Origin of the sequence: Streptomyces sp. CA2R106 (genome assembly GCF_037034245.1) — a bacterium.
Taxonomy (GTDB): Bacteria; Actinomycetota; Actinomycetes; order Streptomycetales; family Streptomycetaceae; genus Actinacidiphila.
Map to the genome: position 1 here is coordinate 324,114 of NZ_JBAGKC010000008.1, position 14,139 is coordinate 338,252.

Sequence of the window (14,139 nt, forward strand, 5' to 3'; positions counted from 1 at the left end):
CGCCGCCGGCCGCGGGCGTCAGCCGAGTTCGGCGTCCGGCAGGGTCACGCTCCGCCCGGCGGTGGTCTTGGAGTTGAGGGCCTGGATCAGCGCGGTGGCGACGTCCTGCGGGGTGACCGCTGTCTTCGAGCCGTCACCGCGCTTGAGCACCACTCCGTCGAAGGAGTTGCCGTACAGCGGCTGGAGCGCCTTCAGGTCGATGTGCGGGGCGAGTTGGCCGTCGGGCGTGGCCTGCATGGTGAGGAACTGCGGCAGCGTCTTGTTGAACGGCACGTCGCGGCCCGCGGCGATGATGTGCACCGGGCCCATCATCGCGGTCTTGCCGAAGCCGTTGACGGCCTTGTCGAGCGTGGCCTGGGTGACCTTCGGCTGCACCGTGGTGACCCGCAGGTCGATCGGGGTGTTGCGGCCGGACTCCGCCCGCAGCCGGTAGGCGGCGGAGACCTGGGTCGCGGCGGCGTTCACGTCGACGGCCTGGCCGGCCTTGCCGGGCACCGCGACGGCCTTGCCGTCCTCGAAGCGCACCATGCCGTCCGACCCCGTGCCGGAGGGGCCCGCCACGGTCTGCAGCGCCGCCTTCAGCTTGTCCTGGTCGACGACTATCACCGGGGCCGCGGTTTGGGTCTGCCCGAAGAGCGAGCCGACCACGGAGACCGGGTTGTAGTCGGGGTGCGCGACCTCGCGGACGGTGGCGTCGGTATCGATGGACAGGCCCGCGATCGACGGCTTGAGGGAGTGCTGCTTGCCGCCGACGGTGATGGTCAGCGGCGCGCTGCCGCGGTTGCCGAGCGCGGTGTCGAGCTTCTTGACGGCCGCAGCCTGGCTGGTGTTGCCGATGTCCACGCCGAGCACGGTGGTGCCCTTGGGCACGTCGGAGTGGTTCATCAGCAGCCCGGCACCGTAGACGACGACCGCGACGACGACCACGCCCGCGCCGAGCAGCGCCGGCTTGGAGCGGCCCTTCTTGACGGGCTTGGCGGCCTTGGCGGGCGCGGCCGGCGCCGACGGGGAGGTCGCGGCCGGGCCGCCCGGCACCGGCGGTCCCGGCGGCGGCACGGACCCCGGTCCGCTCTCCGGCCCGGCGGCACGGCGGCGGTCCTCGGCCGGCACCGGCGGGATGCCGCCGACCAGGGTGTCGCTCGCGGTCCGCTTCCCGAGCGGCCGGCTGCCGGCCGGGGCGGGCGGGCGGAAGGCGTGCTCGCCGGTGTCGCCGGTCACCGGGGGCACCGGCATGTCGCCGGTGGCCGGGCCGGTGGTGGGGCCGGCCGGCGGCAGCGGGGCGCCGCCGGCCGCGTACGGGTCGGTGGGGATGCCGCGCGGCACCCCGGGCGGGAAGTCCTCGGTGCCGAACGGGAGGGCCCCGGCGCCCTGCTGGGCGCCGCCCGGGGTCTCGAAGGGCGCGGCGAAGCCGCCCGAGGGGGTGTCATGCGGGCCGCGCGCGCTCGGGCCGTCGTCGAACGGCGAACCCACCGGCGGCGGCAGGTACGCCTGCGGGATCGCTTGCGTGCCGGTGTCGGGGTCGGCGAACTCCTCGACGTACGGCCCCGCGAAGGGGTCGTCCGCGCGCGGGGCGTCCCCGGCGGCGGTGCCGGCGGCGGGCGGCACCGTGAACCCGCCCGCGGGCGTGGCACCGGGCGGGAAGTCGCTCTGGAAGCCGTCGCCGGAGAAGCCCTCGGAGAAGCCGTCGCCGGTCGCGCCTGCGCCCGCGGGGAAGCCCGCCGGGGCCGCACCGGGACCGGCGGCCGGGAAGGCGCCGCTCTGCGCTCCGGCGCCCTGGGGGCCGTTGCCGGCGCCCGGGCCCGTACCCGGTGCGGCGCCCGAGCCCGCTGCCGAGCCCGCGCCCGCACCGGAGGACCCGACCGGCTTGCGCGGCGCGAACCAGTCGCTGGTCTTCTCCTTCTGCTCCGGCTTGTCGGCGCGCTCCTGCTCCGGCTCGCCGCCCGGCCCGCCGTCGGCGGTCTCGCCGGGGGCGGGCCGGGCCGCGGGGCCGGTGGCGGCGTCGGCGCCCGGCGGCGCGGGGGCGTTCGCGCCCTCCTCGACGGTGGTGCGCATCACGACCGGCGGGATCGGCCGGGAGCCGGGGATGTTGATCCTGATCCGGGTGGTCAGCGTTGTCTCGGTCCTGGGCTCGTCAGGGTCCGCCTCGCGGCCCGGCTCGGCCCCGGCGGCGCCGTCCGGCTCCTCGTCGGCCGTGCGCGGCCGCTCCTGCGGGTGCAGCGACGGGAAGGGGCGGGGGCCGTAAGGCGGGGTCCCTGACGGGTACGCGGCACCGCCGCGTCCCTGGGGACCGGAGGACGAACTGTCAGTTTCACGACTCAAAGCAGGCTCTCCCGGTTTTCCACGCCGCCCGGCGCGTCACTTGGCGGGCGGCTCGCCGGCGCACCCACCATACCGACCTGTGCGCTGAGGCGGCTGCGGTCCGGCGGAACGCTGGGCCACACCCAACCATGCGGCGGCCCCTGCCCGCCAAGTCAGGTCCTATTCGTGCCGGATGGGGGCAGTTGGGGCAGCGTGGCGCAGATCACCGCGCCGAACGCCCCGCCGAGCAGGTAGACATACGGCCCGATGCCCGCGGCAAGCAGGAAGTCGCCCTCCGGCTGGGAGCCGCTGAGCAGGATCACGCTGATCAGCCAGACCGCGGCGGGCACCACCGTGCCCAGCCGGGTGCCGGTGATCCGCCCGCCGCCCAGGAACAGGCCCACGCACCCGGCGAGCGCCAGCAGCAGCCCGCCCGGCTCCCAGGCGGCCTGCACCAGGGCGCCGGCGACCGCGACGGCGACCGCGAGGACGGCCAGCACGACGTACCCGGCGATCCGGGCGCCCTGCGTGCCGCGGGGGTGGCTGGACAGCGGCCCGACGAAGGGGGTGCGGGTCGGTACGGGGCCGCGTCCGGCGGCGGGGCGGCTCATCGCACACCTCCGGCGGCCTTGTCGCCGCCGCGGGCCCCGGCCCGCTCCGCGCCGCCCGGTCCCGGCCCGAACAGGTCGTCCGCCCGCCCGGAGGGCGCGCCGCGCACCTGCCGGTAGTACTCGACGGCGAAGAACGGCTGGCCGAGGTCGTTGGAGAGCGCGAAGAAGGGCCCGTCGACGGCGATCTGCGTGGCGTGCGCCCGCATGGCGGCCCTCTTGCGGTCGGCGTACGCGGAGCCGTCCACCGCGACCGTCACGAGCGCGTCGTCGACCACGCCGGGGATGTCGTCCGGGGTCGCGACGCCCGCGAACGGGATGTCCCGGCCCCGGGCCGCGAGCCGGTCGAACCCGGCCCGCACGACCGAGCGGGGGGTGCAGGTCTCGTAGACCCGGTCGATCCGGTGGCCGCGCCCGGCGGCGAGTTCGCAGCCCCGCATGGCGACGCGGTGCGCCTGGATGTGGTCCGGGTGCCCGTAGCCGCCGTTGTCGTCATAGGTGACCAGGACCTGGGGGCGGACCTCCAGGATGACGTCGGCGAGGTGGCCGGCCGCCTCGTCGAGGTCGGCGCGCCAGAAGCAGGCCGGGTCGTCGTTCTGGGCGACGCCCATCATCCCGGAGTCCCGGTAGCGGCCGGGGCCGCCCAGGAAGCGGTGGTCGGTGACGCCCAGCGCGGCCATGGCGGCGCTCAGCTCGCCGATCCGGTGGGCGCCGAGGGTGTCGTCGCGGTCGGCGGCGAGGTGCGCCAGCTCCGGCGGGATGACCTCGCCCTCCTCGCCGAGGGTGCAGGTGACGAGGGTGACGAGGGCTCCTTCGGCCGCATATCTGGCCATGGTGGCGCCGTTGTTGATCGTCTCGTCGTCCGGGTGGGCGTGGACGAGCAGCAGGCGCCGCTCGGGGGTGCCGCCGGGAGCATCGGTCATGGTGGAAGCCTACGGCGCCGCACGCCGGACCCGGGCAGCGGCCCGTGCCGCCACCCGCGCGCCCCTGCTCCGGACCCGGACCCGGACCGGACCTAGATCTTGATGTTGGAGATGGTCTGCGCCACGTTGCTGGTGAGGTTGGTGATCTGAGGAGCCCACGAGGAGCTGGCGAGATAGAAGCCGAGCAACGTACAGGCCACCGCGTGCCCTGCCTTGAGCCCCGAACGGCGGATCAGCAGAACCACGATGATCAGCAGCAGCAGCACCGCCGAAATCGAGAGTGCCACAGCGGCTCACCTCCTCATACGCAGGGTCCATGTCAGTTGCCACATGCTTATTACCCACCCACGGCTACGGATCATAACTTTCCGTGCGACCGCATAAGTCGGAGCACGGAAGCACGTGGGGGCGCATGAACAGATCCAGCCAACCGCCGTGTCCGGTAAGGGCCGTGGGCGACACCACGGGGTACGGCAGAGGGCCAGGTCAGCGTCGCGCGGGCGCGGCCGGGCGGTAATACGGGGGCGATTGTCGGTGCCACCCTCTAGGGTCGCGGGTATGACGTACCTCTCATTCCCACGGCAGCACGCGCGGACACAGCGGTTCACCCTCGGGGTGCCGCGGGCGTTCGCGATCGCGCCGGGCGGGGACCGGGTGGCGTTCGTGCGCTCCCGCTCCGGCACCGAGCGGGAGCAGCTGCTGTGGGTGCTGGACCTGCCGGCGGGCGGCGCGCAGGACCCGGTGGAGCGGCTGGTGGCCGATCCCGCGGCCGTACTGGGCGGCGCCGGCGAGGAGTTGCCCGCGGCCGAGCGGGCCCGGCGCGAGCGCAGCCGGGAGGGCTCCGCGGGCGTGGTGGCCTTCGCGGTGGACCGCGCGGTGGAGCTGGCCGCCTTCGCGCTGTCGGGGCGGCTGTTCGTGGCGGACCTGACCGCCGCCGGGGGCGCGGGCGGCGAGGGGGCGCCCGCGGTGCGCGAACTGGCCGTGCCGGGCCCGGTGGTGGACCCGCGGCCGTCGCCGGACGGCCGCTGGGTGGCGTACACGGCGGGCGGCGCGCTGCGGGTGGCCGCCAGCGGGGGCGCGGAGGCGGACGCAGGAGCGGGCACGGAGGGGGGCGCGGATGCGGGCGGGGATGCCGCGGACCGCGCGCTCGCCGAGCCGGACGGCCCGTCGGTCACCTGGGGGCTCGCGGAGTTCGTCGCCGCCGAGGAGATGGGCCGCAGCCGCGGCTTCTGGTGGGCGCCGGACAGCAGCGCGCTGCTGGTCGCCCGGGTGGACGAGGCGCCGGTCCAGCACTGGTGGATCTCGCAGCCCGCGCACCCCGACCGCGCCCCGGTCGAGGTCGCCTATCCGCAGGCCGGCACGCCCAACGCGGAGGTGGCGCTCGCGCTGTTCGGCCTGGACGGCTCGCGCACCGACGTGGTGTGGGACCGCGACCGCTATCCGTACCTCGCGTCGGTGCACTGGTCGCCGGCCGGCCCGCCGCTGCTGCTGGTGCAGGCCCGGGACCAGCGCTCCCAGGCGTATCTGTCGGTGGACACCGCCTCGGGCGCGACCAAGGCCCTGGCCGTCGAGGAAGATCCAACTTGGCTTGATCTCTTCCCTGGGGTGCCGGTCCTGACCCCGGCCGGCGAGCTGGTCACGATCACCGACGCATCGGGAGCACGTGCCCTGAAGGTGGGCGAACTGACCCTGACCGGACCGGAGTTGCACCTGCGGGCGCTGCTGGACACCGGGGACGGGGACTTCCTGGTCAGCGCCTCCGCCGGGCAGGCCGCGGCCGCGCCGGAGATCGGCGAGATCCATGTCTACCGGGTGCCCGGCGGCAGCGCCCCGGCCGCCCCGGTCCGCGTCTCGGCCGAGCCCGGTGTGCACACCGCGGTGCGCTCCGGCGGCCTGACGGTGCTGACGTCCGCCACGCCGGAGCGGCCCGGCCCGGTGACCCGGGTGCTGCGCGACGGCGCCGAGGTCGCCCGGATCGCCTCCCATGCCGAGACACCGTCGCTGACCGCGCGTCCGCGGCTGCTGGAGGCGGGCCCGGCGCGCATCCCGACCGCGGTGCTGCTGCCCACCGGCTGGCAGGAGGGCGACGGCCCGCTGCCGGTGCTCATGGACCCCTACGGCGGGCCGCACGGCCAGCGGGTGCACGCGGCGCACAACCCGCACCTGGTCTCGCAGTGGTTCGCCGACCAGGGCTTCGCGGTGATCGTGGCCGACGGCCGCGGCACGCCCGGGCGTTCACCGCAGTGGGAGAAGTCGATCGCGGGCGACTTCGCCGGGGTCTCGCTGCCCGACCAGGTGGCCGCGCTGCACGCGGTCGCCGAGCTGTACCCGCTGGACCTGGGACGGGTGGCGATCCGCGGCTGGTCCTACGGCGGCTACCTCGCGGGACTGGCCGCCCTGCGCCGCCCGGACGTCTTCCACGCGGCGGTGGTCGGCGCCCCGGTCACCGACCTGCGGCTGTACGACACGCACTACATGGAGCGCTACCTCGGCGACCCCCGCGAGCAACCCGAGGTCTACGAGGCCAACTCGCTGGTGGGCGACCACGGGTTGGTGCGGGCCGCGGAGCCGGCCCGGCCGATGATGGTGATCCACGGCCTCGCCGACGACAACGTCCTGGTCGCCCATTCGCTGCGGCTGTCCACCGCGCTGCTGGCCGCCGGGCGGCCGCACGAGGTGCTGCCGCTGTCGGGGGTCACCCATATGACCCCGCAGGAACAGGTCGCGGAGAACCTGCTGCTGCTCCAGGTGGACTTCCTCCGCCGCGCCCTCGGCACCCGCCCGCGGCGGTAGCCGCGCCGCCCCCGCGCGCGCGAAGCCCTCGACACGTCGTGTCGGGGGCTTCTTTCGTTGTCGCCCGGTCGGGTGGTGATACTCGAACCCGGCGCCAACTCCACACCGCGGAGATCCAGACGACGGGCCCTAAGCGGAACGGCCGGTCGGGACCCGCCTGAACGGGCCCCGACCGGCCTACGGCACCCGCACGGCCGTACGTTGTTCAGACTGCTCGGTCCGTATATCGGAGCTGCGACAGAAAAGTTGCTTGCATGTAAACGCACTACGTACCACTAAGTCCGCAATGTCCGCTTCAACTGACCACTGTCAAGCACGTACGGACACCAATCTGCAAAACCTTCGCTCAAGATGCCAAACAACAAGCTTTCTTCCTTCCTTCCCCCCTTGACTGGAAGTTGATTCCATTGCGAAAGTCCGCTCAACCCATGACGCGCAACCCGCGTCGCACTGACGCTCTCGGCCCCGGGAAGTAACCAGATGACGAGTCCAAGCCAGGCTGCCGCCGATGGCGACAGCCTCACCCTCGAGCCCGAGGGAAACTCCGGCACCCCGGGCACGAAGGGCACCCCTGAACTCGCCGGACGCACCCCCGGTCAGCTGGCCTGGATGCGCTTCAAGCGCGACAAGACGGGCATCGTCTGCGCGGTCGTCGTGGCGCTGTTCATCATCGTGCCGCTCTGCGCGCCGCTCATCGGCAAGCTCTACGGCAAGAACGCCTACGACCTGTACGGCCAGGACGACGGCCTGCTGAACGGGTTCGGCCTGCCGATCAAGCCGAACGGCGGCATCAGCTCCGACCACTGGTTCGGCATCGAGCCGCGCCTGGGCCGCGACGTGTTCATGCTGCTGCTCTACGGCATCCGCACCTCGCTGCTGATCGCGCTCGCGGTCACCGTGCTCGCGGTCGGGGTCGGCGTGCTCTTCGGCCTGACCCAGGGCTACCTCGGCGGGAAGACCGACTACTTCATGGGCCGGTTCTCCGACTTCATGCTGTCCTTCCCCAGCCAGCTCTTCTTCATCGCGTTCTCCCCGGTCGTGATCCTCTTCTTCGTCAAGCCCGGCGAGCAGGAGTCCTGGTGGGTCCGCCCGGTGGTGCTGATCGGGGTGCAGTTCATCCTGGGCTGGATGAGCATCGGCCGCCTGGTACGCGCCCAGGTGCTGAGCCTGCGCGAGCGGGAGTTCGTGGAGGCGGCCCGGATCAGCGGCGCCTCCTCGTGGCGGATCATCAGCAAGGAGCTCCTGCCCAACATCTGGAGCACCATCCTGGTGCAGTCCACCCTGATGCTCCCGGTCTTCGTGACGGCGGAGGCGGGCCTGTCCTACCTCGGCGTCGGCATCGTCGACCCCACGCCGGACTGGGGCCTGATGTTCCAGACCGGCGCGACGTTCTACGACAGTGACATCACCTTCATGTTCTTCCCCGGCATCGCGATGGTGATCTTCGTGGTCGCCTTCAACCTGCTCGGGGACTCGGTCCGGGATGCTCTCGACCCCAAGACCCTTCGCTAGCAGGCCGGTACCCGGGGTGCGGGCCTGATAGCTCATCGTTCCAGTTGTCCAGGTCGTCGGACCGGTCCGTGCACGCGGCCGCCGGGCGTCGGCATCAGTGGCAGTTCAGTCCAGACAGGCAGGATTTCATGAGACACAGCAAAGCTCGCTTGGTGGCCGCCGTCGCGGCCGTCGGAGCTCTGTCGCTGACCGCCTCCGCGTGCAGCAGCGGGGGTGGCAACACCGGTCCTAGCACAGGGGGCGCAAGCAAGGCACCGGTTCCGAACTACGGTCTCGGCACCGCCGCCGACTCCACCGGCCCCGCCCCCGCGGTCGCGGGCGCCACCAAGGGCGGCACCGTCCAGGACCTGGACCAGGCGGGCTTCGACTACCTGGACCCGGCCCAGCAGTACGTCAGCGACCAGCTGTCGGTCTCCCCGCTCTACGCCCGTACCCTCACCGGGTACAAGATCGACCCGAAGACCGGGAAGACGATCCTCGTCGGCGACATGGCCACCGACACCGGCAAGATGTCGGACGGGGGCAAGACCTGGACGTTCACCCTCAAGGACGGCCTGAAGTTCCAGGACGGCAGCACCATCACGTCCAAGGACGTCAAGTACAGCATCGAGCGCCTGTTCTCGAGCTTCGTCACGCAGGGCCCGGTCTACCTCCAGAGCTGGATGTACGGCACCAACTTCAAGGACGCGTACAAGGGCCCTTACGACGGTAAGGAGATCCCGGACAGCATCCTGGCCACGCCGGACGACAAGACCGTCGTCTTCCACTTCCAGACCCCGCACGCCGACGCGCCCTACGCGATGGCGATGCCGGTGACGGCTCCGGTGGAGAAGTCCAAGGACGACAAGGCCGGGTACAACAACCACCCGGTCTCCTCCGGCCCGTACGAGATCGCGTCGTACAAGCCCGGCAAGTCGCTGGTCTTCAAGCGCAACCCGTACTGGGACCCGAAGACCGACCCGATCCGCAACGCCTACCCGGACTCGTGGAACTTCCAGCTGGGCATCCAGCAGCCGGGTCTGACCCAGCGGATCATGGCCGGCTCGGGCACCGACAAGGACGCGCTCGACCTGTCCGGTGTCGCGGACACCTCGCAGATGGCCAAGCTGACGACCGACGCCGAGTACAAGGCGCGCACGGTCAACCAGTACCAGCCGTACGTCGAGACCCTCGACATCAACACCAAGCGGATCACCGACCCGAAGGTCCGCCAGGCGATCGCCTACGCGTTCCCGATGTCGCAGGTCCAGCAGGCCATGGGCGGCTCGCCGCAGGGCGACCTCGGCACCACGCTGCTCAGCCCGACCATCTCCGGGTGGAAGAAGTACGACCCGTTCGGCAAGCTCACCCAGCCGACCGGTAACGTGGAGAAGGCCAAGGAGCTGCTGAAGGAGGCCGGTCAGCCGCACCCGAAGCTGGTCTTCCCGTACGCGAACGTGCCGAAGTGGTCCACGGTCTCGCTGACGATCGCCAACGCGCTGGAGAAGGCCGGTTTCCAGGTCGTGCGCAAGCCGATCGACGCGACCTCCTACTACACGGTCGTCGGGAAGGTGAACAACCAGTTCGACATCTACCGCACCGGCTGGGGCGCGGACTGGCCGAACGCGTCGACCGTGGTCCCGCCGACCATGGACGGCACCAACCTGACGGACGGCACGAACAACTACTCGTTCTTGAACGACTCGCACATCAACAGCGAGATCACGCGGATCAAGAACATCGCTGACGTCAAGACCCAGACCGCCGAGTGGGAGAAGCTCTCGGAGTACTCCCTGTCGAAGGACACGGCCCAAGTGCCGTTCCTCTTCGACAAGTACTTCAACATCTACGGCTCCGGCCTGGGTGGTGTGACCTACAACTCGGTCATCGGCGCCGTCAACGCCAACACTGTGTACGTCAAGCAGTAGTCCGACAACCGGGCAGCCGGCCCAGGCGACCGCCTGGGCCGGCTGCCCCCGGATCTGACCGCGCGGCCGCCGCCCGCGCCCCCACGGAAGAGCTCACCGATGCTCCGTTTCCTCACACGTCGCGTTTTGGGCGCGATCGTGATCCTGGTGGCCATCAGCGCCGTCACCTACTTCCTGTTCTTCGTACTACCCGCCGACCCGGCTCAGCTCGCGTGCGGCAAGAACTGCTCCAACCCCGGCATCGTGCGGGACATCCACCACCGCATGGGCCTGGACCTGCCGGTCTACCAGCAGTACTGGGACTACATGACCGGCATCTTCACCGGCCGGCACATGCCCGACGGGCAGAACTGCCCGGCCCCCTGCTTCGGCTTCTCCTTCGCCAACGACCAGGCGATCTGGCCGACCATCGCCGACCGCTACCCGACCACGCTGTCGCTGGCCCTCGGCGGTTCCGCCGCGTTCCTGATCATCGGCGTCGGCCTGGGCATGCTCGCCGCCTGGCAGCAGGGCAAGACCTTCGACCGCGTCGCCAGCTCCATCTCGCTGCTCGGCAACTCGGTGCAGATCTACTTCATCGGCCCGCTGGCCATCGCGCTCTTCGCCGACAAGCTCGGCTGGCTCGACCACGGCCACGACCCGACCTGGTCCTCCGACCCGGTCGGCTCGATCAGCGGCCTGGTGCTGCCCTGCCTGGTCATGTCGGTGATCTTCTGGTCCAACTACAGCCGGCAGACCCGCTCGCTGATGATCGAGCAGCTGTCCGAGGACCACATCCGCGCCGCCCGCGCCAAGGGCATGGGATCGAAGTACGTGTTCTACCGCTACGCCCTGCGCGGCGCCGCGGCCTCCATCATCACGATCTTCGGTATCGACCTCGGCTCCGTCTTCGGCGGCGCCATCATCACCGAGTCGACGTTCGGCCTGCACGGCCTGGGCATGCTCGCGGTGAACGCGGTGACGCAGACCGACCTGCCGCTGGAGATGGCCGTCATGCTCTTCAGCGCGACCGCGATCGTCACCTTCAACATCATCATCGACGCCTGCTACGCCCTCATCGACCCGCGGATCAGGCTGTCGTGACCGCGGCCCCGCACCACCCCCGCGCTCTCGCCGGAGGGCACCCCCTCCGGCGGCCGGCGGGGGGACCCCGAAGCCGCGACCACCAGCGCACCACCCGGTAGGAGACCCCGCCCGTGACCATCCTGACGAAGCCCGAGGCCGAGCCGACGCCTCAGGAATCCGAGCACTTCCTCTCGGTGCGCGACCTGTACGTCCAGTTCGCCACGGAGGACGGCGTCGTGAAGGCCGTCGACGGCCTGTCGTTCGACCTCGACCGGGGCAAGACCCTCGGCATCGTGGGCGAGTCCGGCTCCGGCAAGTCGGTCACCAACCTGGCGATCCTGGGGCTGCACAACCCGCGCAACTCCACCATCACCGGTGAGATCGTCCTCGACGGCCAGGAGCTGACCGGCGCCTCCGAGCACACGCTGGAGAAGCTGCGCGGCAAGAAGATGTCCATGGTCTTCCAGGACTCGCTGACCGCCCTGTCGCCGTACTACACGGTCGGGCGGCAGATCGCCGAGCCCTACATGAAGCACATGGGCGCCTCCAAGAAGGAGGCGCGGTCACGGGCCATCGAGATGCTCGAACGGGTCGGCATCCCGCACCCGAAGACCCGGGTGGACGACTACCCGCACCAGTTCTCCGGCGGCATGCGGCAGCGCGCGATGATCGCGATGGCGCTGGTCTGCGACCCCGAGCTGGTGATCGCCGACGAGCCGACCACCGCGCTGGACGTGACCGTGCAGGCCCAGATCCTGGACCTGCTCAAGGACCTCCAGCAGGAGAGCGGCACCGCGATCATCCTGATCACCCACGACCTGGGCGTGATCGCCAACACCGCGGACGACGTGGTCGTGATGTACGCCGGCCGGGCCGCCGAGCGCGGCACCGTGCGGGACATCCTCCAGACGCCCCAGCACCCCTACGCGTGGGGCCTGCTGGGCTCCATCCCGCGCCTGTCCGCGTCCGTGGACGTGCCGCTCGCGCCGGTGCCCGGGTCGCCGCCCAGCCTGCTGAACCCGCCGAGCGGCTGCCCGTTCCACCCGCGCTGCTCGTTCACCGACCAGGTGCCGGACAGCCTGTGCAGCACACAGCGGCCGGTGCTGCCGGCCGGACGCGGTGCCGCGTGCCACCTCACGGCGGACCAGAAGCGTGACATCTTCATCGAGCAGATCCAGCCGCGGCTGCGCTGACCAGGAGTCGAGGAACAAGCAATGACTGAACAGGTGACCCTGGACAAGGTCCCCGAGCCGCGCCCCGGCGCGGGTGACCGGCTGCTCGAGGTGACGGGGCTGCAGAAGTACTTCCCGATCACGGGTGGGTTCGTCTTCCAGCGGCGGGTGGGCAACGTCCGCGCGGTGGACGGGCTCGACTTCCACATCGACGCCGGCGAGGCGCTCGGCATGGTCGGCGAGTCCGGCTGCGGCAAGTCGACCACCGGCCGGCTGGTCACCCGGCTGCTGGAGCCGACCGCCGGCCGGCTGTCGTACGCCGGGCAGGACATCACGCACTCCTCCCGCAAGGAGCTGGCGCCGATCCGGTCCGAGATCCAGATGATCTTCCAGGACCCGTACGCCTCGCTCAACCCGCGGCAGACGGTCGGCAGCATCATCTCCGCGCCGATGGAGATCAACGGGATCAACCCGGCCGGGGGCCGCGAGAAGCGGGTCCGCGAGCTGCTGGAGATCGTCGGCCTCAACCCCGAGCACTACAACCGCTTCCCGCACGAGTTCTCCGGCGGCCAGCGGCAGCGCATCGGGGTGGCGCGGGCGCTGTCGGTGGACCCGAAGCTGATCGTGGCCGACGAGCCGGTCTCCGCGCTGGACGTGTCCATCCAGGCGCAGGTGGTGAACCTGCTCCAGAAGGTGCAGAAGGAACTCGGCATCGCGTTCCTGTTCATCGCGCACGACCTGGCGATCGTGCGGCACTTCTCGCAGCGCATCGCGGTGATGTACCTGGGCAAGATCGTGGAGATCGGCGACCGCGAGTCGATCTACGGCGGTCCGCGCCACCCGTACACGCACGCGCTGCTGTCCGCGGCGCCGGAGGCGGACCCGGACGACGACGGCCGCGAGCGCATCCGGCTCGCCGGTGACGTGCCCTCGCCGATCAACCCGCCGTCCGGCTGCCGGTTCCGCACCCGCTGCTGGAAGGCGCAGGACGTCTGCGCCGAGCAGGAGCCGCCGCTGGTGCAGCTCAGCGGCAGCGCGGACGGCCACCTGACGGCGTGCCACTTCCCGGAGGAGCCGTCGGTCGAGGCGCGCAAGGAGGACATCGTCCTGGACCCGGCGCTGGCCGCGATCGAGGACTCCGCCGCGGAGGCGGCCGCGGAGGCCGAGGCCGAGGCGGCGGCGAAGGCCGCCGAGAAGGGCGAGGGCGGGGCGGACAAGACCGCCTGACCCCCGAGCGTCGCACGACCGGCACGAACGCCAGGGCCGTGCCCGTCCCCTCCGAGGGATGCGGGCACGGCCCTGGCGTTTTCCGCGTGCCGGCTCCCGGCGACTCGGTGGGCGCGGTCAGTCGCCCGGCACGATCTGCTTCTCCTCCGCGAAGTGGCAGGCCGAGGGGTGCTCGGCCGGTCCGGCGGTGGCCCGGAAGACCTCCGGCACCGCCAGCGGCGGTTCCACCTCCGCGCAGATCTCCTGGGCCTTCCAGCAGCGGGTGCGGAAGCGGCAGCCGGACGGCGGGTTGGCCGGCGAGGGCACGTCGCCGTGCAGGATGATCCGCTCCCGGTGCTCGCGCGCCTCCGGGTCGGGCACCGGCACCGCGGAGAGCAGCGCCTGGGTGTACGGGTGGGTGGGGTGCTCGTAGATCTCGGTGTCCGAGCCGATCTCGACGATCTTGCCGAGGTACATCACCCCGACTCGGTCGGCGATGTGCCGCACGATCGACAGGTCGTGCGCGATGAACATGTACGACAGCTGGAACTCGTCCTGCAACCGCTCCATCAGGTTGACCACCTGGGCCTGCACCGAGACGTCCAGCGCGGAGACCGGCTCGTCGGCCACGATGATCTCCGGGCGCAGCGCGAGC

General features: G+C 71.6%; 11 protein-coding genes. 6 read left to right on the forward strand and 5 right to left on the reverse strand.

Annotated features, from left to right (window positions below; translation table 11 throughout):
* Positions 1 to 18: 18 nt before the first annotated feature.
* The 4 genes from WA788_RS15365 to WA788_RS15380 form a co-directional block, all read right to left on the reverse strand.
* On the reverse strand, positions 19 to 2,319 hold the full coding sequence (locus WA788_RS15365) for a hypothetical protein (RefSeq protein WP_335977536.1): 2,301 nt from the start codon (positions 2,317 to 2,319) through the stop codon (positions 19 to 21).
* Positions 2,320 to 2,471: 152 nt separating this feature from the next.
* A complete protein-coding gene (locus tag WA788_RS15370) occupies positions 2,472 to 2,909 on the reverse strand; it encodes a DUF6113 family protein (RefSeq protein WP_335977538.1) in 438 nt (145 codons plus the stop codon).
* A complete protein-coding gene (gene mshB, locus WA788_RS15375; protein WP_335977540.1) occupies positions 2,906 to 3,829 on the reverse strand; it encodes an N-acetyl-1-D-myo-inositol-2-amino-2-deoxy-alpha-D-glucopyranoside deacetylase in 924 nt (307 codons plus the stop codon). Before mshB ends, WA788_RS15370 begins: the two co-directional genes overlap by 4 nt.
* A 92-nt stretch (positions 3,830 to 3,921) precedes the next feature.
* Positions 3,922 to 4,116 (reverse strand): hypothetical protein, encoded by a 195-nt coding sequence (locus tag WA788_RS15380; RefSeq protein ID WP_335977542.1) that lies wholly within the window; start codon positions 4,114 to 4,116, stop codon positions 3,922 to 3,924.
* A 271-nt stretch (positions 4,117 to 4,387) separates the two neighbouring features.
* Between WA788_RS15380 and WA788_RS15385 the strand changes: the two genes are divergently transcribed.
* The 6 genes from WA788_RS15385 to WA788_RS15410 all read left to right on the forward strand — a co-directional run bounded on the left by WA788_RS15385 (position 4,388) and on the right by WA788_RS15410 (position 13,505).
* Entirely contained in the window at positions 4,388 to 6,622 is a 2,235-nt protein-coding gene (locus tag WA788_RS15385) for a S9 family peptidase (RefSeq protein ID WP_335977544.1), read from the forward strand.
* 480 nt (positions 6,623 to 7,102) lie between these two features.
* Positions 7,103 to 8,134: an ABC transporter permease gene (locus tag WA788_RS15390; RefSeq protein ID WP_335977546.1), complete on the forward strand. Its 1,032-nt coding sequence runs from the start codon at positions 7,103 to 7,105 to the stop codon at positions 8,132 to 8,134.
* A gap of 128 nt (positions 8,135 to 8,262) precedes the next feature.
* On the forward strand, positions 8,263 to 10,041 hold the full coding sequence (locus WA788_RS15395; RefSeq protein ID WP_335977548.1) for an ABC transporter substrate-binding protein: 1,779 nt from the start codon (positions 8,263 to 8,265) through the stop codon (positions 10,039 to 10,041).
* 99 nt (positions 10,042 to 10,140) lie between these two features.
* Positions 10,141 to 11,124, forward strand: coding sequence for an ABC transporter permease (locus WA788_RS15400; protein ID WP_335977550.1), 984 nt, complete (start codon positions 10,141 to 10,143; stop codon positions 11,122 to 11,124).
* 113 nt (positions 11,125 to 11,237) lie between these two features.
* Positions 11,238 to 12,299 (forward strand): ABC transporter ATP-binding protein, encoded by a 1,062-nt coding sequence (locus tag WA788_RS15405; protein ID WP_335977553.1) that lies wholly within the window; start codon positions 11,238 to 11,240, stop codon positions 12,297 to 12,299.
* 21 nt (positions 12,300 to 12,320) lie between these two features.
* The gene (locus WA788_RS15410; protein ID WP_335977557.1) at positions 12,321 to 13,505 is read left to right on the forward strand and encodes an ABC transporter ATP-binding protein; all 1,185 of its coding nucleotides are present in this window, start codon (positions 12,321 to 12,323) and stop codon (positions 13,503 to 13,505) included.
* Between the two features lie 117 nt (positions 13,506 to 13,622).
* Here WA788_RS15410 and WA788_RS15415 read toward each other — a convergent pair.
* On the reverse strand, positions 13,623 to 14,139 hold a 517-nt coding region (locus WA788_RS15415; RefSeq protein ID WP_335977560.1), incomplete at its 5' end, for an ABC transporter ATP-binding protein.

Excerpts from the sequence above, each read along its gene's own strand:
- WA788_RS15370 (WP_335977538.1), bottom strand. The coding sequence starts at position 2,909 with ATGAGCCGCCCCGCCGCCGGACGCGGCCCCGTACCGACCCGCACCCCC.
- mshB (WP_335977540.1), bottom strand. The coding sequence starts at position 3,829 with ATGACCGATGCTCCCGGCGGCACCCCCGAGCGGCGCCTGCTGCTCGTC.
- WA788_RS15385 (WP_335977544.1), top strand. The coding sequence starts at position 4,388 with ATGACGTACCTCTCATTCCCACGGCAGCACGCGCGGACACAGCGGTTC.
- WA788_RS15390 (WP_335977546.1), top strand. The coding sequence starts at position 7,103 with ATGACGAGTCCAAGCCAGGCTGCCGCCGATGGCGACAGCCTCACCCTC.
- WA788_RS15395 (WP_335977548.1), top strand. The coding sequence starts at position 8,263 with ATGAGACACAGCAAAGCTCGCTTGGTGGCCGCCGTCGCGGCCGTCGGA.
- WA788_RS15400 (WP_335977550.1), top strand. The coding sequence starts at position 10,141 with ATGCTCCGTTTCCTCACACGTCGCGTTTTGGGCGCGATCGTGATCCTG.
- WA788_RS15410 (WP_335977557.1), top strand. The coding sequence starts at position 12,321 with ATGACTGAACAGGTGACCCTGGACAAGGTCCCCGAGCCGCGCCCCGGC.